Annotated in this window: 11 protein-coding genes and 10 pseudogenes; 10 read left to right on the forward strand and 11 right to left on the reverse strand. The window is 74.7% G+C overall.

The genetic code is table 11. The annotated features are described in order from the left end of the window. Nucleotide 1: 1 nt before the first annotated feature. Both UK94_RS62470 and UK94_RS22700 read right to left on the reverse strand, forming a co-directional pair. Nucleotides 2-178: pseudogene (locus UK94_RS62470) on the reverse strand (acyl carrier protein); the annotation flags it as partial. 117 nt (nt 179-295) lie between these two features. Next, nucleotides 296-1,177, reverse strand: coding sequence for a fatty acid desaturase (locus tag UK94_RS22700; protein WP_235489349.1), 882 nt, complete (start codon nt 1,175-1,177; stop codon nt 296-298). A 443-nt stretch (nt 1,178-1,620) separates the two neighbouring features. On the opposite strand from UK94_RS22700, the gene UK94_RS22705 reads away from it, so the two are divergent. Next, nucleotides 1,621-2,796: a glycerophosphodiester phosphodiesterase gene (locus UK94_RS22705; RefSeq protein ID WP_235489286.1), complete on the forward strand. Its 1,176-nt coding sequence runs from the start codon at nt 1,621-1,623 to the stop codon at nt 2,794-2,796. Nucleotides 2,797-2,934: 138 nt separating this feature from the next. On the opposite strand, the gene UK94_RS62475 is transcribed toward UK94_RS22705, so the two are convergent. From UK94_RS62475 to UK94_RS62490, 4 genes and pseudogenes are all read right to left on the reverse strand, one after another. Then, a complete protein-coding gene (locus tag UK94_RS62475) occupies nt 2,935-3,774 on the reverse strand; it encodes a thioesterase domain-containing protein (protein ID WP_313949576.1) in 840 nt (279 codons plus the stop codon). A gap of 27 nt (nt 3,775-3,801) precedes the next feature. Then, nucleotides 3,802-8,041: pseudogene (locus tag UK94_RS62480) on the reverse strand (type I polyketide synthase); the annotation flags it as partial. A 1-nt stretch (nt 8,042) separates the two neighbouring features. Then, a pseudogene (locus tag UK94_RS62485) lies at nt 8,043-8,573 on the reverse strand (polyketide synthase); the annotation flags it as partial. Nucleotide 8,574: 1 nt separating this feature from the next. Next, nucleotides 8,575-9,480, reverse strand: a pseudogene (locus tag UK94_RS62490) (type I polyketide synthase); the annotation flags it as partial. A gap of 702 nt (nt 9,481-10,182) precedes the next feature. Between UK94_RS62490 and UK94_RS22715 the strand changes: the two are divergent. Together UK94_RS22715 and UK94_RS22725 are read left to right on the forward strand one after the other, a co-directional pair. Continuing rightward, the gene (locus UK94_RS22715) at nt 10,183-10,569 is read left to right on the forward strand and encodes a RidA family protein (protein WP_011604589.1); all 387 of its coding nucleotides are present in this window, start codon (nt 10,183-10,185) and stop codon (nt 10,567-10,569) included. Between the two features lie 1,331 nt (nt 10,570-11,900). Beyond that, nucleotides 11,901-12,620 carry a TetR/AcrR family transcriptional regulator gene (locus tag UK94_RS22725; RefSeq protein WP_235489290.1) on the forward strand — a complete coding sequence of 240 codons (720 nt, stop codon included), beginning with the start codon at nt 11,901-11,903 and terminating at the stop codon, nt 12,618-12,620. Nucleotides 12,621-12,740: 120 nt separating this feature from the next. On the opposite strand, the gene UK94_RS22730 is transcribed toward UK94_RS22725, so the two are convergent. Continuing rightward, nucleotides 12,741-13,739, reverse strand: coding sequence for an LLM class flavin-dependent oxidoreductase (locus UK94_RS22730; protein ID WP_268761566.1), 999 nt, complete (start codon nt 13,737-13,739; stop codon nt 12,741-12,743). A gap of 439 nt (nt 13,740-14,178) precedes the next feature. On the opposite strand from UK94_RS22730, the pseudogene UK94_RS62495 reads away from it, so the two are divergent. The 6 genes and pseudogenes from UK94_RS62495 to UK94_RS22745 form a co-directional block, all read left to right on the forward strand. Then, nucleotides 14,179-14,634, forward strand: a pseudogene (locus UK94_RS62495) (chorismate-binding protein); the annotation flags it as partial. 1 nt (nt 14,635) lies between these two features. After that, nucleotides 14,636-15,860: pseudogene (locus tag UK94_RS62500) on the forward strand (chorismate-binding protein); the annotation flags it as partial. A 1-nt stretch (nt 15,861) separates the two neighbouring features. Further along, nucleotides 15,862-16,034 (forward strand): annotated as a pseudogene (locus UK94_RS62505) (hypothetical protein); the annotation flags it as partial. A gap of 1 nt (nt 16,035) precedes the next feature. Then, nucleotides 16,036-16,404 (forward strand): annotated as a pseudogene (locus UK94_RS62510) (chorismate-binding protein); the annotation flags it as partial. 157 nt (nt 16,405-16,561) lie between these two features. Then, nucleotides 16,562-17,116, forward strand: coding sequence for a GNAT family N-acetyltransferase (locus tag UK94_RS22740; RefSeq protein WP_055751446.1), 555 nt, complete (start codon nt 16,562-16,564; stop codon nt 17,114-17,116). A 266-nt stretch (nt 17,117-17,382) separates the two neighbouring features. Beyond that, entirely contained in the window at nt 17,383-18,240 is an 858-nt protein-coding gene (locus UK94_RS22745; protein WP_235489292.1) for an NAD(+)/NADH kinase, read from the forward strand. A gap of 74 nt (nt 18,241-18,314) precedes the next feature. Here UK94_RS22745 and UK94_RS22750 read toward each other — a convergent pair whose 3' ends face one another. Beyond that, entirely contained in the window at nt 18,315-18,563 is a 249-nt protein-coding gene (locus UK94_RS22750; RefSeq protein ID WP_041939342.1) for a hypothetical protein, read from the reverse strand. A gap of 135 nt (nt 18,564-18,698) precedes the next feature. On the opposite strand from UK94_RS22750, the gene UK94_RS22755 reads away from it, so the two are divergent. Further along, the gene (locus UK94_RS22755; RefSeq protein ID WP_011604581.1) at nt 18,699-19,652 is read left to right on the forward strand and encodes a nitronate monooxygenase; all 954 of its coding nucleotides are present in this window, start codon (nt 18,699-18,701) and stop codon (nt 19,650-19,652) included. 105 nt (nt 19,653-19,757) lie between these two features. On the opposite strand, the pseudogene UK94_RS22760 reads toward UK94_RS22755, so the two are convergent. The 3 genes and pseudogenes from UK94_RS22760 to UK94_RS62515 form a co-directional block, all read right to left on the reverse strand. After that, nucleotides 19,758-20,590, reverse strand: a pseudogene (locus tag UK94_RS22760) (LLM class F420-dependent oxidoreductase); the annotation flags it as partial. Nucleotides 20,591-20,773: 183 nt separating this feature from the next. Next, the coding region (locus tag UK94_RS22765; RefSeq protein WP_235489295.1) for a zinc-binding dehydrogenase at nt 20,774-21,436 on the reverse strand (663 nt) is incomplete at its 5' end. Between the two features lies 1 nt (nt 21,437). Then, a pseudogene (locus UK94_RS62515) lies at nt 21,438-21,784 on the reverse strand (alcohol dehydrogenase catalytic domain-containing protein); the annotation flags it as partial. Nucleotides 21,785-22,243: the final 459 nt, after the last annotated feature.

Genomic DNA, 22,243 nt, shown 5'->3' on the forward strand with positions numbered 1-22,243 from the left:
NTACGTCGACGCCGTAGTGGTCCTCGACCGCGATCAGCAGCGAGACCGCGACGGCCGAATCCACCCCGAGGCGGTCGAAGTCAGCGTCGAGGTCGATCTCGGACACCGGCTGCTCCAGGATGTCCGCGACATGATCCCGACACCACTGGGCGATGCCCTCCCGAGCGGCGGCGTCCACTGTCTCCTCCTCCGTACGTCAGGTCTGGCGTGTGTCAGATCCGGAGATCGGCGGTCAGCTCCGGGAATCCGCGGGCCAGGTCCGGGAATCCGCGGGCCAGGCCCCGGAGTCCGTAGGTCAGGTAGCGGGGTCGAGGCCGGCGGCCTCGCGGCGCCCCGTCCGCTGGGCCGCCCTGCGCTGCCCGGACGGCAACCGGATGTCCCGGGCGAGCCCGCCGGCCGCCAGGATCCGGATCAGCCAGTAGCCGGGGTCGAGCCGGTACCAGGTGAGCCCGAACGACGGCGAGTCGGGGAAGGCGTGATGGTTGTTGTGCCAGGATTCCCCGAAGGTCAGCAGGGCGAAGATCCCGCCGTTGCGGCTGTTCTCCCGGGACTCGTACGGCCGCGTACCGAACATGTGCAGGAACGAGTTGATCGCCCAGATCGTGTGTTCCAGCACGAACATGCGCACGAGGCCACCCCAGAGCAGGCCGCTGACGGCGCCTTCCCAGCTGCGGTGGGCCAGGCCGCCGACGAGGGCCGGCAGCAGCAGGCCCAGCACGACCCACAGGTGGTAGCGGCGGGCGACGCGCATCAGCGGCCGGTTGCGGATCAGGTCCGGGGCATAGTGCGCGACATTGGGATATTCGTGCCGGCGCATCCACAGGAAGTGCGAGTGCGCCAGTCCGCGCAGCCGCCCCCGTAGCCCGCCGCCGGCGAGGTTCGGCGAATGCGGATCGCCCTCGCGGTCGCTGCACTCGTGGTGCCGACGGTGCAGCGCGACCCAGGACACGACGCCACCCTGCCCGGCCATGGAGCCGCAGACCGCGAGAACCGCCGCCGCCGACGGCGCGGACTTGAAGGTGCGATGAGTGAACAACCGATGATATCCGACGCTGATGCCCAGTCCGGTCACCAGCCAGAAGGTGAACAGCAACGCGATTTCGGTGACGCCGAGCGGCTGCACCCACAGAAAGGCGACGGCGGCCGCGGTACCGGCGATCGGGAGCACGTCGAACATCAGGAAGTGACGGCGCTGGAGGCGGTGCAGAAAGGAATTGCTGACCGTCTTGCGGCGCGGCTCCGACGCCACGGCGCGGGCTCCGGCGGNGCGGGCTCCGGCGGCGCGGACAGCAGGATCGACACTCGCCATGCGCGGTCTCCCTCCTGGTCACGTCGCTGCTCGACGCATCCCGTCGGAGCATCGGGGCATTTGCTCCAGGACGGGCCCAACGCTAACCACGACGGCGCCGGATCCGCCGTGGCCATTGGAATATCGAATCGCCGGAGCCACTTTTCCCGTCGATGTTCCGTGGGGGTGTTCACCAACTCGACGGCTGGGCGACCCCGGCGGGCAAGGCCCGATCCTCCGCGCCGAAATCTGTGCTCGCTTCGCTGGGTGGGCGCCGCCAGGGGCGAGGGTCGCCATCCGGGCACGCTGGAGGATCCGTGGACCGCCGCCGGGTGCTTGCGGGAATCGTCGCCACACCTCTCGCCGCCGCTCCGCTCGTCGCCTCGGTGGCGGCGGCCGGGCCCGCGCTCGCCGCCGGTGCACCCCCCGCCGGTGCGCCCGCCGCCGGTGCCGAGCGCCGCCGTTCGACGCTGGTCATCGGGCACCGCGGCGCCTCCGGCTACCGCCCCGAGCACACGCTGGCCTCCTACGAGCTGGCCGCCCGCCTGGGCGCGGACTTCGTGGAGCCCGACCTGGTGCCCACGAAGGACGGCGTCCTCGTCTGCCGGCACGAACCGGAGATCGGCGGGACGACGAACGTCGCCGACCACCCCGAGTTCGCCGGCCGGAAGAAGACGGTGTCCCTCGACGGCGTCGCGACCACCGGCTGGTTCACCGAGGACTTCACCCTGGCCGAGCTCAAGACGCTGCGCGCCAAGGAGCGGCTGCCCGACGTGCGCCAGGAGAACACCCTCTACGACGGGCTGTTCGAGATCCCGACCTTCACCGAGGTCCTCGACCTGCGGGTCCGGCTGTCGAAGGAGCTCGGCCGGGAAATCGGCGTCTACCCGGAGACCAAGCACCCAACCTACTTCACCAAGGCCGGGCTGCCCCTGGAACAGCGCCTCGTCGACACGCTGAACCGCTACGGCCTGAACCGGCGGGATGCGGCGGTGTTCGTCCAGTCCTTCGAGACGGCGAACCTCGCCCAGCTGCGCACGCTGGGGCTGCGCACGCCGGTGGTGCAGCTGCTGTCGGCCGAGGGGGCGCCGTTCGACCTCGTCAACGCCGGGGACAAGCGGACCTACGCCGACCTCGTGACGCCGGCCGGCCTGCGGGGCATCGCCGCCTACGCCACCGGCATCGGCCCCGACAAGCTGCAGGTCATCCCCAAGGCCGCCGACGGAACGCTGGGGCGGCCGACCTCGCTGGTCGCCGACGCGCACGCCGCCGGGCTCGTCCTGCACCCGTACACGTTCCGGGCGGAGAACACGTTCCTGCCGGCGGACTACCGCCGCGGCACCTCGCCGAACGACTTCGGCCGGGCCATCGACGAGCAGGTCGCCTACCTCAGGGCCGGCGTCGACGGGCTGTTCACCGACCAGGCGGACATCGGCGTCCTCGCCCGGGCCGTCGCCGCCGGGCAGTCGATCGCCGCCGTCCAGCCGGCCCCGCACTCGGCGACCTGAGAGCTGCCGCGCCACGGCGCGGCGGCGGTGCGGTGCGGGGACAGGGCCGTCCCCGCACCGCACCGCACACCCGGTCAGTGGACCTGCCGACCCTGCTGACCTGCCGACCTGCCGACCTGCCGACCTGCGGGCGCGCGGCTACCTCGCCCCTTCCAGCCGCTCCAGCCAGCGGTGCAGGTCCCGGGCGGTCGACGCGGCGTGCTCGTTCATCATCGACTGGTGGTCGCCGGCCACGTCGAAGGAGTCGTGATCCATCGACCAGTCGGTCGTCCACGCCTGGCCGTGCCCGGTGATGTCCTCGGCGACGGTGCCCCGGGGCATCCGCTCGGCCGCGCGCAGGAGCATGACCGGGGCGGCGACGGCGCGCGGCCGCCAGTGCTCGAACAGGTCGAGGTAGGCACCCTGCGCGGTGATCTGCGCCTCGGTCATCAGGGCGAACGCCTGGTCGTTGACGGCGATGCCGCGCAGCTCCTCGTGGATGTCCTCCTCCGGGATGCGGTCGGTGGGCAGCCACGTGTCAAGCAGCGCCACCGCCGCGGGGTGCACCCCCCGGTCCTCCAGCGCGGAGGCGATGGCGTGCGCCAGCCAGCCGCCGGAGGAGTACCCGGCGAGGACGACGGGTGTGACGGGGAAGGCGCGCGCGACGGTGTCGGCGTGCATCTCGACGACGAGCTCCGCGTTCGCCGGCAGCAGCTCGCCGTCGCCGAATCCCGGGTGCGGCAGGGCGAAGACGTCGCGCAGACCGTGCAGGTGCAGGGCGATCCGGGCGAAGTTGTGGGGCCCGGACGGGGCCACCATCGACGGCAGGCACACCAGCGCGACGGGTGCCGGGCCGGTGGCCAGGCGCACCGGTCTGGCGGGCGGGCCGAACTCGGCGGCCGAGTCGAACACCGGGCGCAGCCGGGCGGCGGCGCGCAGCACGCCGACGCCGGCGGCGAACTTGCCCTGCGCGCAGGCCTGGCGGTACAGCCCACGCACCCCGACCTCGACCGCACCACCCGTCGNGCCCGTGCCCGCCGACGCGGCGACGCCGGAGGCGCCGGCCAGGCGCGCGGCGGCGGACATCGGACCAGCGGCGGACACCCGGGCGGCGGACACCCGGGCGGCGGACACCTGGGCGGCGGACACCTGGGCGGCGGACACCTGGGCGGCGGACACCTGGGCGGCGGACACCTGGGCGGCGGACACCTGGGCGGCGAGGGTGTCCAGGTGGGCGGCGAGTTCGGTGACCGTCGGATGCTCGAACACCACCTGGGTGGCGAGCGTCAGGCCGGTCGCCGTGGCCAGGCGGCGGCTGAGCTCGACGGAGGCGAGGGAGTCGAAGCCGAGTTCGAGGAAGCGGCGGGTCGGGTCGAGCTCGTCGGGGGTGTCGTGGCCGAGGATGGCCGCGGCCTCGGCATGGACCAGCTCCACCAGCACCTGGGCGCGCCGCGGCGGGCGCAGGTCGAGCACGGTCGGGGCGGCCTGCCCCGCCTGGGCCTGCCCCGCCTGGGCCGGTGTCGCCGACTGCCCGAGCCGTCCCGCGGGCAGCGCGGCGACGGGCAGCGCGGCGACGGGCAGGGCGGCGACGGGCAGGGCGGCGACGGGCAGCTCCTCGAAGAAGCGGCTGGGCCGGGCCGCGGTGATGGACGGCAGGAACGTCTCCCAGGCGACGTCGACGACGGTCAGCGCCGTTTCGCCCGCGGCGACGGCCTGGGTGAGCGCGGTGACGGCCGGTTCGGGGGCCAGCGGGCGCAGGCCGCGGCGGGTCAGGTAGTCGCGCAGCGCCGGCTCGGCGCCGAGACCGGCATCGGCCCAGGGGCCGAAGGCCACCGCGGTGGCCGGTCGGCCCTCGGCGCGACGGCGGGCGGCGAGGGCGTCGAGGTAGGCGTTGCCGGCACTGTAGGCGGCCTGGTTACCGCTGCCCCAGACCCCCGAGATCGACGAGAACAGCACGAACGCCGCCACCTTCGCCCCGTCCGGGCCGTCGAGCAGGCGGTCGAGCGTGCCGGCGCCGGCGACCTTGCCGGCGACCACGCCCGCGAACTCGGCCAGAGTGAGCTGGGCCAGCGGCGTGGTCGGGCCGGCGGTGCCCGCGGCGTGCACGACGGCGGTGACCGGTTCGCCGGCGTCGGCCAGCTCGCGCAGCAGCCCGGCGAGCCGGCCGGGGTCGGCCACGTCGCAGGCGTCGATCGTGGCGTGCGTGCCCAGCGCCGCCAGCTCGCCGAGCAGTTCCCGGGCGCCGGGGCTGTCGGGACCGCGCCGGCTGGCGAGGACGACACGGCGGGCCCCGTCGCGGGCCAGGCGGCGGGCGGTGTGCGCGCCGAGCGCGCCGGTGCCGCCGGTGATCAGTACGGTCCCGTCCGGCCGCCAGGTCGCCTCCCCCGGCGTCAGGGCCGCCGTCGAGGCGGGGTCCGATGCGGGGATGCGCAGCAGGCGGGGTACCCGCAGGCCCTGCGGGCGGGGGGCGAACTGGTCCTCGCCGCCGGGGGCGGTCAACGCGGTGCCGAACCACAGCAGGGTCTGGTCGTCGAGGCTGGTCGGCAGGTCGATGAGGCCGCCCCAGACCTGCGGCATCTCCAGCGCGAGGGTACGGCCCAGACCCCAGACCATCGCCTGCTCCGGCTGGGTGACGGGATCCTCGGCGCCCGTCGTGACCGCACCGCGGGTGACGGCCCACAGCGGCGCGCCGACCCCCAGGTCGCCCAGCGCCTGGACGCCGGTGACGGTGAGGGCGAGGCCGGTGGTGAGATGCGGGTGGTCCGGGTGGGGGGTGCCGTCGAGGGCGAGCAGGGACACGACGCCGCCGACTCGATCGATGCCGACTCGATCGATGCCGACTCGATCGATGCCGACTCGATCGATGCCGACACGGTCGACGCCGACACGGTCGGCCCTGGGCACGGCCCCTGCGGGCGCCGCCTCGCCGAATCCGGTGTCGCCGAACCCCGTGTCGCGGCGGATCGCCTCGGCCAGGCGCGCGGCAACCGCGGACCGGTCGGCCCGGGCGAGCGGGATCGGCAGCGGCGTGCCACCGAGACGCTCGATCATCCAGGTGACGCGGGCGAGCAGCGCGTCGTCCACCCCGTCCGGCGGGATGAGCACGGGCCACCGGCCGCTCAACGGTCCGGTGGTGGCGGCCTGCGCGGCGATGGCCGCGGTGAGGTCGGCGTCGGCCATCGGCTGCCAGACGGTGCGGTACCGCCAGGTGCCGGGATCACCGGCGGCCCCGGTTGCGGGCTGCGCCGGCTCGCCGAGTCCGGCGGCCCTGGGCCGGCCCGTCCACGCCAGGCGCAGCGTGTCGGCGGCCTGCGCGTCGGCGGCTTGCCGGGCGGCGGCGCCTTGCGGGGCAGCGGCGCCTTGCGGGGCGGGGGTCGGGGTGCCGTCGGCCTGACGGGGGGCGGGGATGGCGGCGCCGGTGCCCGCCAACCAGTAGCGCCGGCGTTGGAAGGGGTAGGTGGGCAGGTCGATCACGGTGCCGGCCCGGCCGATCACGGCCCGCCAGTCGACGTCGACGCCGTGCGTGTCAAGGCCGGCGAGGGCGGTGAGCAGCGTGTCGGCCTCCGGCCGCCCGGCGCGGGTCGTCGCGACCGCGATCGGCGCCGCGGCGTCCGCCGGCAGGCAGCCGGGCAGCAGCGCGGTGAGGACCGCGTCGGGGCCGAGCTCGACGAAGGCGCCGGCGCCCTCGGCGTGCAGGCGGCGGGCGGCGTCGAGGAAGCGCACCGCGCCACGCGCGTGACCGGCCCAGTAGTCGGGGGTGCACAGCTCGTCGCCGGCGGGCTCGCCGGTGCGGGTGGACACGATCGGAATCGCCGGTGCGTGGTGGGTGACCTGCCCGGCGATGACCCGGAACTCGTCGAGCATGCCCGCCATGTGCGGGGAGTGGAAGGCGTGGCTGACCGCGAGGCGCCTCGTCGCGTGGCCGCGGGCCGCCCAGGCCGCGGCGATCCGCTCGGCGGCGTCGGCGTCCCCGGCGATGACCGTCGCCTCGGGACCGTTGACGGCGGCGATCTCCACCCGCCCCTCCTGGCCGGCCAGCGACGCGGCGACCTCGCCGGCACCCGCCCGGATCGCGATCATCGCGCCGCCGGGACGGCAGGACTGCATGAGCCGGCCGCGGGCGGCGACCAGCGTCACCGCGTCGTCCAGGGACCACACGCCCGCGACGTGGGCGGCGGTCAGCTCGCCGATCGAGTGCCCGGCGAGCAGTGCCGGGGTCACCCCCCAGGAGGTGACCAGTCGGTACAGCGCCGTACCGAAGGCGAACAGCGCCGGCTGGGTGTACTCGGTGCGGTGGAGCAGGGCGGCGTCGGGCGTGCCGGGGGCGGCGAACATCACCTCCCGCAGCGGCCGGGCGAGGTGGTCGGCGAACCGGTCGCAGATCTCGTCGAGGTCGTCGGCGAACGCGGGGAAGGCGTCGTAGAGGTCGCGGCCCATGCCGTTGCGCTGGCTGCCCTGCCCGGTGAACAGCATGGCGGTGCGGCCCGGCGGGGTGGCGGGGCGCGTGCCGAGAACGAGCCCGGCCGCCGGTCGGCCCGCCGCGAGCGCGGACAGCGCACCGGCGAGACGTCGGCCGCCGTCGCCGCCTCGACGCGGGCCGGCCAGCGCCACCGCCCGGTGCTCGAAGCGGGACCGGCCGGCGAGGGTGTGGGCGACGTCGACGGGGTCGAGGCCCGGACGGCGGTCCAGGTACGCGGCAAGCCGCTCGGCCTGGGCGCGCAGCGCCGCCGGCGTCCGACCGGACAGCACGATCGGCACCGCCGCGCCGCTGACGGCGACCGGCGCCCCGGACGCCACCGGCACCGCGGCGGCGGGAGGGGTGGCGGTCGGAGTGGCAGGTGGAGTGGTGGGTTCGGTGGTGGGTGGGATGGCAGCGGCGGGCGGCGTGACGGGTGCGGGCGGGGTGGTGGGTGCGGGTGGGGTGGTGGTGCGGGGCCGGTCGGCGCAGCCGCTGCGCGGCGCGGGCGGGCGCGGCTCGGCCGGGGGCTCCTCGAGGATGACGTGGGCGTTGGTGCCGCTCACCCCGAACGCGGACACGCCGGCCCGGCGCGGGCGGCCCTCACGGCGCCGCCAGGCGACGTTCTCGGTGAGCAGCTCGACGTCGCCGGCCGACCAGTCGACGTGCGGCGAGGGCTCGCGGACGTGCAGGGTGCGCGGCAGCACCTCGTGCCGCAGCGCCTGGACCATCTTGATGATCCCGCAGACCCCGGCCGCGGCCTGGGCGTGGCCGATGTTGGACTTCAGCGAGCCCAGGTACAGCGGCCGGNCGGCCGGCCGGTCCTGACCGTAGGTCGCGAGGACGGCCTGGGCCTCGATCGGGTCGCCGAGCGTGGTGCCGGTGCCGTGCGCCTCCACCGCGTCGACGTCGGCGGTCCGCAGGCCGGCGTTGGCCAGCGCCTGGCGGATGAGCCGCTGCTGGGACAGGCCGTTGGGGGCGGTCAGCCCGTTGCTGGCGCCGTCCTGGTTGATCGCCGTGGCGCGCAGCACCGCGTGGACCCGGTGGCCGCGGCGGCGGGCGTCGGAGAGCCGTTCCAGCAGCAGCACGCCCGCGCCGTCGGCCCAGCCGGTGCCGTCGGCGTCGGCGGAGAACGCCTTGCACCGTCCGTCGGGCGCCAGCCCCCGCTTGCGGCTGAACTCCACCAGGATCCCCGGCGTCGACATGACGGTCACCCCGCCGACAAGCGCCAGGTCACACTCCCCCGCGCGCAGCGACTGGCTGGCGAGATGCGTCGCGACCAGCGAGGCGGAGCACTGGGTGTCCACGCTCAGCGCCGGTCCCTCCAGCCCGAAGGTGTAGGNGACCCGGCCGGCGATCACCCCGGAGGCGTTGCCGGTGAGCAACTGGCCCTGCGCGTCCTGCGGCGCGGTGTGCCAGGCCGGCCCGTAGTCCTGCAGCGAGACGCCGGTGAACACGCCGGTGCGGCTGCCGCGCAGGGACCGAGGGTCGATGCCGGCCCGCTCCACCGCCTCCCAGGAGACCTCCAGCATCAACCGCTGCTGCGGGTCGAGGGCGTTGGCCTCCCGCGGGCCGATGCCGAAGAACGCCGGATCGAACTGGTCGATGCCGGTGAGGAACCCACCGTGGCGGGTGTAGGCGGTGCCGGGATGGTCGGGGTTCGGGTCGTAGAGCCCGGCCAGGTCCCAGCCCCGGTCGTCGGGCAGTCCGGCGACCGCGTCTCGCCCGGCGTGCACCAGTTCCCACAGCGCCTCCGGCGAGTCGACGCCGCCGGCCAGCCGGCAACCCATGCCGACGATGACGATCGGGTCGTCCGCCGGCCGCTGCCCGTCGCCGGCCGCGGCCCCACCCGCCAGCGGTCCCGCCGCGGGGCCCGCCGCGGTCGGCCTCACGGCGGTGATCTCGTCACCGATCCCGAGCAGTTCGCGGCGCAGATGGTCCGCCAGGGCCCGCGGCGTCGGCCGGTCGAAGAACAGGGTGGCGGACAGGCGCAGACCCGTCTGCTCGGCCAGCGCCGCCCGCAGCCGCTCGGCGATGTGGCGGTAGATCCCCAGAGCGCGCCACGGCGCCTCCGCATCGACGATGCCGGCGCCCGGGCCGGCCACCGCGGCCACCTGGGCCGCGACCAGGTCGAGCAGCAGCTCATGCTGGGCGTCCGCCGACCGGCCGGCCAGCCGGGCCCGCCACGCCTCGGCCGACTCGCCCGCCGCGCGCGGGGATCGTCCGAGGGTCTGGCGCAAATCGCGCATGCGAACTCCCACCTTGCTCAGGAACAGGGCAACGCTCAGGAACAGGGCATCGATCTGTCGGCGACGGTTGCCTGCGCCCGCACGCGGCCAGCGGACGACCGGCGCGCGGGCGCGACGGGCACGGACGGGTCCGTGCCCGCGCTGAGGCGACGCGCCAGCCGCCGGTGTGCAGCACAGAGATGGAGACTGCGTCCCGGTGGACCGGGGCCAATCCGGTGCGTCCGCGTGGCCACGCGGACGCCGACGCGGGCGGCCGGCGGGCGGCCGGACCGGGCTGGGCGGCCGCAGGTGGAGTGCGACGGCTCGTTGTCCCGGTCGGACGACTCAGGTGCCGGCGCCCGAGAGTTGATCACCTTGGACGCATGGTGGAATCGTNCCCGACGCGGTCGAATTACGACAAATGACCCTGGCGCGATCGGGCCATGCCAGTCCGAGCCGGGCCACCATCCGCGCAGGTGACGGCCGCTGGCCGGGCACGGGGTGTCTGCATGCTCACGCCTGGTCGCCCCGGCGGTGGGGGCGCCCCCGCCGCCGGGCAGAACGGGTCCGGCCCGACGTCCGCGCAGCGTCCCCCGCCGGGACGGCGACAGTTGCGAGAACCACGCCCGAAGGAACCCTCGGCGAGGGCGCCGCCATCGGCCCGATCTGGCGCCCCCTCGGTCACCCTCGAGTCAGGACATCACCCAAGGAGGAACGAGACCGATGAGCACCGTCACCCATCTCAACCCGCCGGAGCTGCACTCCTCGCCCGCCTACTCGCAGGCGACGGTGGCCGAGGCCGGCCGGACCCTCTACATCGGCGGCCAGAACGGGACCGACCGCGACGGCGTCATCACCGGCGGGATCGCCGAGCAAACCGCTCAGGCGCTGCGCAACGTCCTCACGCTGCTCGCCGCCGCCGGCGCGGGGCCCGAGCACGTCGCCCGGTTGAACGTCTATCTAGCCGCGCACGTCGATCCCGCCGAGGCGTACGCGGCGACCGGCCCGGTGTGGGGACCCCATCCCACCGCCGTCACGGTCCTGCGGGTTGCCGGCCTCGGCCGCCCGGAGGCCCTCGTCGAGATCGAGGCCACCGCCGCCCTCGGCTGACCGCGCCGGCGACTCGACACCGCGCCTGTCGCGCCGGCCGTCCGGCCGGCGCGGAGCTGGGCGCAGCTCCCGCACGCGGGTGGGCGGGCGGTCCGGGCTCGGCGGGCGGTCCACCTCGGGGACAGGTGTGCCGGCGGGGACTCTCAGCCGGTGGTCGGGTTCCTGGACGAGCTGCGCGGCGCTGGCCGGGTCGATGGGGGCCGAGCTCATGGCGGACGCTTCCTTCTGATCGGTGTTCGCATCAGTGCCCGACGGTGATGACGATCTTGCCGATCTGGTTGTTGGTCTCCATGCGACGGTGTGCCGCGGCGACGTCGCTGAGGTCGAACGTCCGGTCGATCNCCGGTGCCAGGACTCCGCGGCGCACGCCGTTGCCGATGAACGCCTCGGCGCGCCGGAGGCGCCCCGGGTCGGCGAACAGGTGGAAGACGGCGTAGCCGTACACGTTGACCGGCCACCACATCGGGAGGGGAGCAGGCCGCGGGTCGAGGGAGCCGTAGACGATCAGCATGCCGTCGGCGGCCACGGCTCGCGCGAGCGTGGGTAGGTCGGGGCCGGCGACGCTGTCGAAGACGAGGCGAGCACCGTGGCCGCCGGTGAGCGCGTNCACCTGCTCGACCACCGCGCCGTCGTCGCTGGCGATGACGTGCGCGGCGCCGATCTCCCNCAGCCGCTCGGCTTTGGCGCCNGTCCTGGTGACGGCGACGGGCGTGGCCCCGAGACAGTTCGCGAGCTGGATCGCGGCCAGCCCGACCGCGCTGGACGCGGCCGTGATCACCACCGTGTCGCCGGGCTGCATCCGTCCGACCTCGACCAGCGCACCGTAGGCCGTGAAGGCGGCCACCCACACGGCGGCGCCGGTCACGGCATCCATGTGGTCGGGGCGTCGGATGAGCCGTGCCGCCGGCACGTTGACCCGGTCGGCGTAGACGCCGTCGGTCGACATGCCGCCGTCGGTCGGCCTGGCCACCAGGCTGACCGCGTCACCGACGGCGAAGCCGTCCACTCCGGCGCCGACCGCCTCGACCACACCCGCCGCCTCGGTGCCGAGCCGTGAGCGCGGCAGGACCGCGTCGTAGTAGTACCCGCCGGCGCGCAGGAGCACATCGCCCCGGTTGACGCCGATGGCCTCGACGCGGACCCGCACCTCGGCCGGTCCGGGCTCGGGCAGCTCGACGTCGTCGAGGTAGAGCACGTCGGGAGCGCCCAGCGTGTCGAACAGGACTGCCCTGGCGCTCGACGGACCGGTCGAGACCACCGAAAGCGAGGGCCGTTCGATTTCCGTGCGGTGCTCGGTTTTCATGAGCCGCACTTTATTCGCGCGCTGTACGATGTCAAGGGTGGGTGAGCAGACGTTGGGTCGACGCGCGCGGCTGCGTGCGCAGACGACCGCGGAGATCCAGGCGGTGGCGCTGGCGCACATGGCCGAGGGCGGACCCGACGCCATCTCGCTGCGCGCCATCGCGCGCGCGATGGGCATGAGCGGCAGTGCCATCTATGGCTACTTCGCCACCCGCGACGCGCTCATCACCACGCTGATCGCCGACACGTACGTCTCGGTCATCGACGAGCTGGAGGCGGCCCGCGACGCCGTCCCGCCCGACGATCTCGGCGGCCGGATCGTGGCCTGGGGCGAGGCGTTCCGTCGATGGTCGCTGGCCAACCAGCAGGGCTTCCGGCTGATCTACGGCGACGCCGTGCCCGGCTACCAGGCGCCGGCGGACGGGCCCGTCCCCGCGGCCGCCAAGCGCGCCTGCCTGGGCATCACGGGCCTCGTCGCCGCTGCCTGGCCGCGCATCCGAACCGACCAGCTCGGCAGTGGCTACCAGTGGTCCGACTTCGCGCCGGCGATGGTGTCCGCCGTGCGCGACGCCTACCCCGACCTACCGCCGGCCGGGCTCGCCCTCACCGCCCGGGTCTGGGGCCGGATGCACGGCCCCGTCGCCCTCGAGATCTACGGCCACCTCCGCTCGGTGACCGGCGACCCCACGACGCTGTACCGCGACGAGCTGGTCGGCCTCGTGCGATCGCTGAACCTCGAGATCGCCTGACGGCCCTGTCGACGTCTGTCGGCAGCCGCCTGCCCGGCCAAGAGCCTGCTCGTCCGGCGACGACTACCCCCGGCGCGCCGCAGGAGGGTGCGCCCCAGTCGCCGGGGCCGGGCCAGCCACCTACCCAGAAAGGGCGTCAGCCGCGGCCGGGGTGGCGGTGGGGTCGGTCGTCGGCTCGGACTCCCACAGGGTGTCGGGGTAGGTGCGGCGCAGCTCGGGGGCGATGTCGGCGGCAAACCATTCGAGCTGCTCACGCTGCCAGGCGACCGGCAGGGAGTCGACGCCGATGCCGGTGAGCTGCTGGCCGTAGAGCTCGGTGAACCGGTGGATCTTGTCGAGGACCTGCTGCGGGCTGCCGACGAGGGCGGAGCCCTGCTCGATGAACTCCTCCAGCTCCCAGAACGGCGAGTTGTTGTGCTTGGCGGCGGGGGTGGCGCGCTGGGCGTTCCAGAACGGCCGGTACGCCTCCAGGGCCTCCTGCGAGGTCTTACGGATCAGCAGGGCCGGGAAACCGCTGCCGACCAGGGGCTCGCCCGGATGGCCGTGCTCGGCCCAGCGCTGGCGGTAGTGGTCGATGAGGTCCTGGTACTGGGCCACCCTGAAGAACCCGTTGGCCGAGTACAGCGGGTCGCCGTGCTTCGCGGCCAGCTCCGTCGTCTGCCGGCTTGTCGCGCTGCCGTGCCAGACCCGGATCGTCGACTGGTAGGGGCGCGGCTGCGTCGTCAGGTCGACCAGGGGCTCCCGGTAACGCCCGGACCAGGTCACGCTCTCCTGCGACCACAGCAGGCGCAGCAGCTCGTACTTCTCGGCGAGCACGTCCCACTGCTCGGCCGGGTCGAGCCCGAAGGTCGCGTAGTGCGGCGCGTGGTTGCCCTTCGCGATGACGAGGTCGAGCCGGCCGCCGCTGATGTGGTTGAGCAGCGCGTACTCCTCGGCCACCTTCACGGGGTCGTGGATGCTCAGCACGGTGACCCCGGTGAGCAGGCGGACCCGGCGGGTGCGGGCGGCGACCGCGGTCAGCAGCACCGCCGGCGACGAGCACAGGAACGGGGCGCCGTGCCGCTCGCCGATCTGGTAGGCGTCGTAGCCGAGCTGCTCGACCAGCGCCGCCTGGTCCAGGACGCTGGCGAGCTAGTCGTGCTGGCTCATCGTCACGCCCGTGTGCGGGTCCGGAGCATTGACGATCAGCGAAAGCACGACGAACTTCACGGTCGTCAGCATACCGATCGGTCAGGTGGGTTTCCGCCCGAACACCACATCCACCCAGCCAGGACCGCCGCCGGGGACAGGACCCGCCACCAGGACCAGACGCGGCCGGTGGGCCCACGGGGCAACCGGGGACCACAGGACGCACGCATGGACCGCGGCCGACGGCACGCTAGAGTAACCGCATGCCCGCGCGCCGGAGTCTCTGGTGGGCCGCCACATCGGCGGTCCGCACCCAGCGCGCGTAGTCCACGCACGCGGCCGCCCACCCCGGCGGCCGCCATCGTCACCTCGACACGGCGAGGGACGGCCGTCGCCCACGGCGCCCGCCCGACCCCACGAGGCCATGATCATGGATCTGCTCCGTTCCCTGCTCGCCACCGCCGGCGCCGGCGGCGAACCTGGTCCGTTCGCGCTGCTGCGCCGCGAGGGCGCCGACCATCTCGACGTACTGCGCGGCGAACTCGACGTCGTCGACCGGCTCGCCGACCTCCCCCTGCCCGCCGCCGGTCCCGCCGGGCCGCGCACGCTCGCCCTCGTGCCCCACCGCCAGCTCACCGAACGCGGCCTGACCTGCGTCGACGACGCGATGCCGCTGGAGTGCCTGCGCGTCGACGAACACGTTCGGATCCCGCTCGCGACGGCCCTCGCCGCGCTGCCCGACCGTGCGATCACCGCCACCGGCGGGCACTTCGACCTCAGCGACGAGCAGTACGCCGAGACGGTCTCCACGGTGCTGCGGGAGGAGATCGGCCGCGGCGAGGGCGCGAACTTCGTCATCCACCGCGTCTACTCCGCCGACCTCGACNCCCCGCCGCTGGCCGCCGGGCTCGCCGCGCTGCGCCGCCTGCTACTCGGTGAGCGCGGCGCCTACTGGACGTTCCTCGTCCACACCGGGACCCGGACGCTGGTGGGGGCCACGCCGGAGCGGCACGTCAGCGTCGAGGCCGGGCTCGTGATGATGAACCCGATCAGCGGCACCCACCGGCTGCCCGCCACCGGCCCGGACCCCGCGGCGCTGCTGCGGTTTCTCGCCGATCCCAAGGAGATCGACGAGCTGTACATGGTGCTCGACGAGGAGCTGAAGATGATGGCCCGGGTCGCCGAGCGCGGCGGCGAGGTCATCGGTCCGCAGCTCAAGCAGATGGCCCACCTCGTGCACACCGAGTACCTGCTCGCCGGCCGCGGTGACGCCGATGTGCGCGACGTGCTGCGCGAGACGATGTTCGCCCCGACCGTCACCGGCAGCCCGCTGGACAACGCCCTGCGGGTCATCGCCCGCCACGAACGCCGGGGACGGCGCTACTACGGCGGGGTGTGCGCCCTGCTCGGCCGCGACGAGGCCGGCCGCCAGACGCTCGACGCCCCGATCCTCATCCGCACGGCGGAGATCACCCCCGACGGGCGGCTGCGGGTGCCCGTCGGGGCGACGCTGGTCCGCCATTCCACCGCCGCGGGCGAGGTCGCCGAGACCTACACCAAGGCCGCCGGCATCCTCGCCGCCCTCGGCCTGCGCCCACCCGCCGGCCCCCTCCCCACCAGCCCCACCAGCCTCCTCCCCACCAGCCTCCCACCCACCGTCCGCGACGCCACCGACTCGCGGCGGGACCTCGGCCAGCCCTCGCCGGACGGTCCGCGCGTGCCGCTTGCGGCGGATCCACGCATAGCGGGGGCGCTCGCCGCCCGCAACACCCACCTCGCCCCCTTCTGGCTGCGGCGGGGCGAGCCGGGGACGGCCGCGGTGCCCGCGCTGACCGGCCGCAGCGCCCTCATCGTCGACGCCGAGGACAGCTTCGCCGGCATGCTCGCCCACCTGCTGCGGGAGCTCGGCCTCGCGGTCACCCTCCGGCCGTGGGACCAGGCGGCCGGACAGCCTGTCCAGGGCACGGACGGTGGCGGCCGGGGACCGGATGGCGGCGGCCCTGGGGCGCAGGCGGTCGGCCCTGGTGCGGCTGGCGGCGATCCCGGAGCGGATGGCGGCGATCTCGGAGCGGATGGCGGCGATCCCGGTGCGGCTGACGGCGACCATGGTGGNGCGGGGTTCGACCTGGTGGTGGCCGGGCCCGGGCCCGGCGACCCCGACGACGTCTCCGACGTGAAGATGGCGACCATGCGCCGGGTGATCGCGGATCGGCTGGCGGCGCGGCGGCCGCTGCTCGGCGTCTGCCTCGGCCACCAGCTGCTCGCCGGGCTGCTGGGGCTGCGGCTNCACCGTCGCGACGCCCCCTACCAGGGGCTCGCGCGCACCATCGACCTGTTCGGCCGGCCCTGTCGCGTCGGGTTCTACTCCACCTTCACCGCGATGGCCGACAGCGACGAGCTCGCCACCGCGTACGGTCCGGTCCGGTTGGCACTCGACCGCACCGACGGGTCGGTGCACGCACTGCGCGGGGCGGCGTTCACCGGGGTGCAGTTCCATCCCGAGTCGGTGCTCAGCGAGGACGGCCTGCCGGTCCTGCGTGACCTGCTGGCCGAGCTGCTGACATCCTCGGGCACGCCGGCTCCCCGGGCCGCCGCGGCGAGCCCCGGCACGCCATCGGCCCTCGGCCGCGGAACCGGGACGGGCCTCGAGAAGTAGTACGGAGTAGTCCGGATCGGCCCGGCGGGCGGGTAGGCCTGCGGTGCGGGGGCGCTGCGGAGCGGGGGCGCTGCGGAGCGCGGTTCCGTTACGACCCCCGTGACCGTCACCGGTGCGGTCCGCACCGGGGGGCCGGGGCGAGGGAGGATCCGGGGGCATGGTCACCATCAGGGCAGCGCACCCGTCCGACGCGGCGGGCATCCGGGCGGTCTACGCGCCCTACGTCGCCGGATCGCCGTCGACCTTCGAGGAGGAGCTCCCGACGCCGGCGGACTTCCAGGCGCGCATGCTCGCCTCGCCCCGCCGGCCGTGGCTGGTCGCCGAGGCCGGCGGGGAGATCGTCGGCTACGCCTACGCCAGCGCGCACCGTACGCGGGCGTCCTACCGCTGGTCGGTGGACACGTCGGTCTACCTGGCGGCCGGGCACCACCGGCGCGGGCTCGGCCGCCGCCTCTACGACGAGCTGATCGCGCAGGTCCGGACGCTGGGCTACCTCAACCTGTACGCGTGCATCACCCTGCCGAACGCGGCGAGCGTCGCGCTGCACACCTCGGTAGGTTTCCGGCCGATCGGGGTGTTCACCGACGTGGGGTACAAGCTCGGCGCCTGGCACGACGTCGGCTGGTTCGGGCTGACCCTGGTCGACGAGCACCCCGCCGAACCCGCCGAGCCGCGCCCCTGGCTGCCCGAGGGCATGCCCGCCGCCCCGTGACGGCAGAGCCGGCGCAACACCTGTGGGTGGGCAGAGCGGGGTTGGGCACGATCGGTGGGGCACGGGTCGGCGGGTCTGCCGGTCGGCCGGGCTGGCCGGCGGGTTGGGCGGATCGGCGGGTTGGGCGGATCGGCGGGTTGGGCGGACCGGCGGGTTGGGCGGATCGGCGGGTTGGTGGGTCGGCCGGGTCGGCGTAGCGGCAGGGCGCAGGGTCGGACGGTGCGAGTGGCGCGGAGGGCGGGAGGGTCGTGCGGGCGGTGGGAATAGTGCTGCATCCGCGGCGGGACTCGGCCGAGGCCGTCGGGGCGGTCCTGGACTGGGCCGCCGAGCGGGACGTGGCCGTGCTCGGCATCGGCGACGAGATCGAGCGGCTTCGGTGCGCCGCGGTGGCGGTGCCCGCCGAGGAGCTGGCGGAGCGCAGCGACCTGCTGGTCAGCCTCGGCGGGGACGGGACGATGCTGCGCGCGATGCGGCTGGCCGACAGGCGCACGGCCCCCGTGCTCGGGGTGAACCTCGGCCGGCTCGGCTTCCTCACGGAGGTCGACGTGCCGGACCTGGCGGCGGCGCTGACGGCGATCGACCGTGACGAGTACGCGGTGGAGCCGCGCCTCGCCGTCGACGCGCGGATCGGCGCGACGACCGTGAGCGCCTTCAACGACGTCGCCGTCGTCCGGGTACCGGGGCACGGCGGCAGCGCGGCGGTGGCGCTGCGGGTCGACGGCCGGCCCTTCGTCCGCTACGCCGCCGACGCCGTCGTCGTCTCCACCCCGGCGGGCTCGACGGCGTACAGCTTCTCGGCCGGCGGGCCGATCGTCAGCCCGTCCGTGGAGGCGCTGCTGGTCACCCCGGCCGCGCCGCACTCGGCGTTCAACCGGGGGGTGGTGCTGTCCGTGCGCGACGCCCTCGCCCTCGACGTGCTGCCCGGCAGTGCGCGCCTCGCCGTCGAGGTCGACGGCCGGGTGCACGACTATCTGGAGGCCGGCGCGACGGTCGAGCTGCACCCTCGGCCCGGCGCGGCGGGGGTCGTCCGCCTCGGCCGGACGACCTTCTACGAGCGGGCCGCCCGCAAGCTGCGCCTCGCCGGCTCCGCCGAGGTCGACGGCCCCCGGCCCGACCCGACCTGAGCCGCCGGCCCCGTCGGGTCCGGTCAGCGAGCGGATCGGGTCAGCGAGCGGATCGGGTCAGCGAGCGGATCGGGTCAGCGGCCGGCGGTCCAGCGGCGGTCGGACTCGTCCCAGGCCTCGTTGCGGTCGTCCAACCGCTCCCGCCAGTGCGCCGCCTGCTCGGCGCTGTCGTAGGGACCGAGGCGGCGGTGTCCCGGCGAGTCCGGCGGGTTCTCCGCCCGCCCGTGATCGAGGCACCACCACCAGCCGGTCGGATTCCACGCCGAGCTGTCCGCCGCCCGGCCACGGCCCCGCCCGGACACCCGCTGCAACCACCTGAACATGTCTCGATCAGTACCCCGGATCGCCCGCCTCCACCCGAAGGCAACCGGTCGAGCGTGGGAACCCGCAGGCCTACGATTCGACCTGTTTATGGTCTGGCCCTTGTCGGCAGCCCTGCGCGCCCCGGGAGTCGCCTCATGCCCGTCGATGGAGTACCAACCGCCCCGATCCGCTCCCCCGCGGGGCTCGCCGCGCTGCTCGGCGTGCGGATCCCGATCGTCCAGGCGCCGATGACCTACATCGCCGGGGCTCAGCTCGCCGCGGCCGTGTCGAACGCCGGCGCGCTCGGCGTCATCGAGACGACCTCGCCGCAGGGCCGCGAGGACCTCAAGCGGGTCCGCGACCTCACCGACGCGCCGGTCGCGGCGAACATCGCGCTGGCCGCGCGCAACGAACCCGCCACCGTCGACGTGCTCGCCGACGCCGGCATCCGCACCGTGATCACCTCCGCCGGCGACCCCAGGGTGATGACCGGGCGGCTCCAGGACGCCGGGATGACCGTGTTCCACGTCGTCGGCAGCCTGCGCAACGCGCTCAAAGCCGCCGACGCGGGCGTCGACGGGGTGATCGTCGAGGGCGTCGAGGGCGGCGGGTTCAAGAACCCGCAGGCCGCGTCGACCCTCGTCCTGCTGCCCCTGGTCGCCTCCCGCCTGGACCTGCCGATCATCGCCGCCGGGGGGATCTGCGACGGGCCGTCGATGGCCGCGGCGCTCGTCCTGGGAGCCCAGGGCGTGCAGATGGGCACGCGGATGCTGACGTCCGCGGAGTCGCCGATCCACGACAACCTCAAGAACGCTGTCGTCGGCGCGGACGAGACCGCCACCGTGATGCTGTCGGTGCGGGGACTGCCGACCATGCGGGTCCTACGCACCCCCACCGCCGAGCGGGCCCTGGCCGCCGGCCGCGCCGACGTGGGCCTCGACGGCATCCCGACGCTGTACTTCGCCGGCGACCTGGCGGCCAGCATGGCGAACACGGGCCAGGTGGCCGGCCGGATCGGACGGGTCGAGGCGGTCGCCGACATCATCGGCCAGACGTGGGCGGGCGCCCGCGCCGCGCTCGACGACGCCCGCGCCCGCCTAGACGTCTGAACTTCTGCGCCCCTGAACTTCTGTGCCCCTGAACTCCTGCGCCCCTGAGCTCCGAACCTCTGGGCTCAGAGTTCGGCGGCCGCCGGGATGAGGCGCTCGCCGAGNAGCTCCAGCGGACGCAGCGTGTCCACGCCCGGCACCGACCCGTGGTAGTGGGTGACGCCGAGCCCGGCCAGCCGCTGGATCTCGGCGAGCAGGGCGTCGATCTTCTCGCCGCCGGGCCCGGGGTCGAGCGGGCCGATCACCGTCTTCTCGATCTCGTCGTAGTCCCGCCCGACGTCCTGGCAGTGCGCGCGCAGCACGTCGAGCTTGTGCTCGACGTCGGGACCGGCGAACAGGTTGCAGGCCTGCGCGTAGCGCGCGACCAGGCGCAGGGTCTTCTTCTCGCCGCTGCCGCCGATGAGGATCGGCGGGTGCGGCCGGCGCAGCGGCGCCGGCACGTTGAGGGTGCGCTCGAGCTGGTAGTGCCGACCGCTGTAGGGCGCGTCCCTGCCGCTCCACATCTGCAGAATGATCTCCAGCGCCTCCTCGAGGCGCTCGAAGCGTTCGGCGGTCGGCGGGAACGGCAGGCCGAGACCGCGCGCCTCCGGCTCGTTCCAGGCGGCGCCGATGCCGAGCCACGCCCGGCCCTCGGACAGCACGTCCAACGTGGTCACGAGCTTCGCGAGCAGTCCGGGCTCCCGGTAGACGACCGCGGTCACCCAGGCGAGCAGCTCGATGCGGGTCGTGCGCGCGGCCAGGTAGCCGAGCGTCGTGTAGGCCTCGAGCATGTCGTGCTCGGGCGGGCCGATCATGCCGATCTGCCAGACGTGGTCCATGACGCTGAGCTTCGAGAAGCCCGCGTCCTCGGCCGCGACCGCCACGCGCGTGAGGTCCTGCGCGAGGGTCTGTGGCCCGCCGGACCAGGTGAAGTCGGAGACGTGCAGCCCGATTTCCATGGCCGTCCTTCCCGTCGGATGGGGACCGATCCCGGCGCACGTGGCGCGCCGGTGAGCGCCGAGGTGCCGGTGGATCCAGCGGAACCAGATGTACCGGAGGATCCTCCGTTTGCGACCCTACCGCCGCCCGCGTCGCAGCCTCGTCCCGGGCGGTCCGCGCCGCCACCGGCACGCCCGACGCGCTCAGTCGAGGACGACGACGAACTTCCCGCGCACGTGGCCCGCCTCGCTGAGCCGGTGCGCCTCGCCGAGCTCGGCGAGCGGCAGGGCCCGGGCGACCGGCATGGTGAGCCGGCCCGCCGCCGCGAGCGTCGCCGCCTCCCGCAGCGAGTAGAAGGCCCGCCCCTCCGCCCCGGTGGTGAACCGGACGCCGTGGTCCGCCGCGGTGGCGTCGCCGATGGACACCACCCGGTCCGGGCTGCCGGTCAGCGTGATCAGATCCGGCAGCGCCCCCTCGCCCGACACCGCGAGGGCGGCGTCGACCCCGTCGGAGGCCAGCGCCCGGACCCGGTCGACCAGGCCCGGACCGTAGTCCGTCGCCGCCACGCCGAGCGAGCGCAGGTACTCCTGGTTGTCCCGGCTGGCGGTGCCGATCACCCGCGCCCCGCGCGCCTGCGCGAGCTGCACGGCGGCCAGCCCGACGCCGCCGGCCGCGCCGTTGACCAGGAGCGTCGTCCCGGCCGACGCCGACCCGCCCTGCTCCGACCCGGCCGCCGCCTCCAGACCGGCCCCCAGCTCCTGACCGGTCCCCGACCCCTGGTCGGCGGTGATGCCGAGCAGGTCGAGGCCGCGTGCGGCGGTCTCGACGGCCATCGCCAGGCCCGCGGCCTGCGCCCAGGTCAGCTCNGGCGGCTTCGGCGCCCACTCGTCGAGCACGGCGTACTCGGCCGAGGCGTTCTGCGCCGCGCCGAACACCTCGTCACCGACCGACACACCCTCGACGCCGGCGCCGACCTCGTCGACCACGCCCGCTGCCTCCAGGCCCGGGATGTGCGGCAGCGGCACGGGGATGGTGCGCAGCGTCGAGCCGTTGCGGATCTTCCAGTCGACCGGGTTCACGCCGGCCGCGCGCACCGCGATCCGGATCTGCCCCGGCCCCGCGTGCGGCTGCGGCACGTCGACCAGGTGGAGGACCTCAGGGCCGCCGGTCTCCTCGAAACTCATCGCCTTCATGCGAGCATCCTCGTTGTCCATGCCTGCATTCTGGTCCCGCTCCCCTCCGCGCCGGTCGGTGCCGGTCCGCGCCGGGCCGCGTCCGCGGGACCGAGGGGAACCGTTCGCGTCCTCGTCCCCCGCGTCCCCGCGCCCGGTCCTCGACCGCCCGTATCCTCGCCGGTCCCGGGCCGGGACGGCGGGAGGGGGCCCGGCCGGCGCGCGTCGACCCCGTGCCNCAGCCGGCCGAGCCTCGGCGGCCAGGGAGGGTCCGTCCTCGTTGGTCCGTCCTATTTCGAATTTCTGACACGATGTATTCCTGTAACACAACAGACTTGGCTATCTAGATGATCGGCCTGGCTGGACGCAAGNCCCCCGCCAACCCTCGATACCCGGCATTCCGGCGGCCCGCCGTCGTCGCGAGCCCGACTCGCCCAGCCGGGTAGGTGCCACTACCACGCCGGAGGGGATCGCATACTCTGNCATAGATGTCCGAGAACG

This window comes from Frankia sp. AvcI1, assembly GCF_001420875.1.
GTDB lineage: Bacteria > Actinomycetota > Actinomycetes > Frankiales > Frankiaceae > Frankia > Frankia alni.

Coding starts and splice junctions, on each gene's coding strand:
- UK94_RS22750 (WP_041939342.1), bottom strand. CDS start 18,563: ATGTTCAGGTGGTTGCAGCGGGTGTCCGGGCGGGGCCGTGGCCGGGCG.
- UK94_RS22700 (WP_235489349.1), bottom strand. CDS start 1,177: ATGTTCGACGTGCTCCCGATCGCCGGTACCGCGGCCGCCGTCGCCTTT.
- UK94_RS22755 (WP_011604581.1), top strand. CDS start 18,699: ATGCCCGTCGATGGAGTACCAACCGCCCCGATCCGCTCCCCCGCGGGG.
- UK94_RS22725 (WP_235489290.1), top strand. CDS start 11,901: ATGTCAAGGGTGGGTGAGCAGACGTTGGGTCGACGCGCGCGGCTGCGT.
- UK94_RS22715 (WP_011604589.1), top strand. CDS start 10,183: ATGAGCACCGTCACCCATCTCAACCCGCCGGAGCTGCACTCCTCGCCC.
- UK94_RS22740 (WP_055751446.1), top strand. CDS start 16,562: ATGGTCACCATCAGGGCAGCGCACCCGTCCGACGCGGCGGGCATCCGG.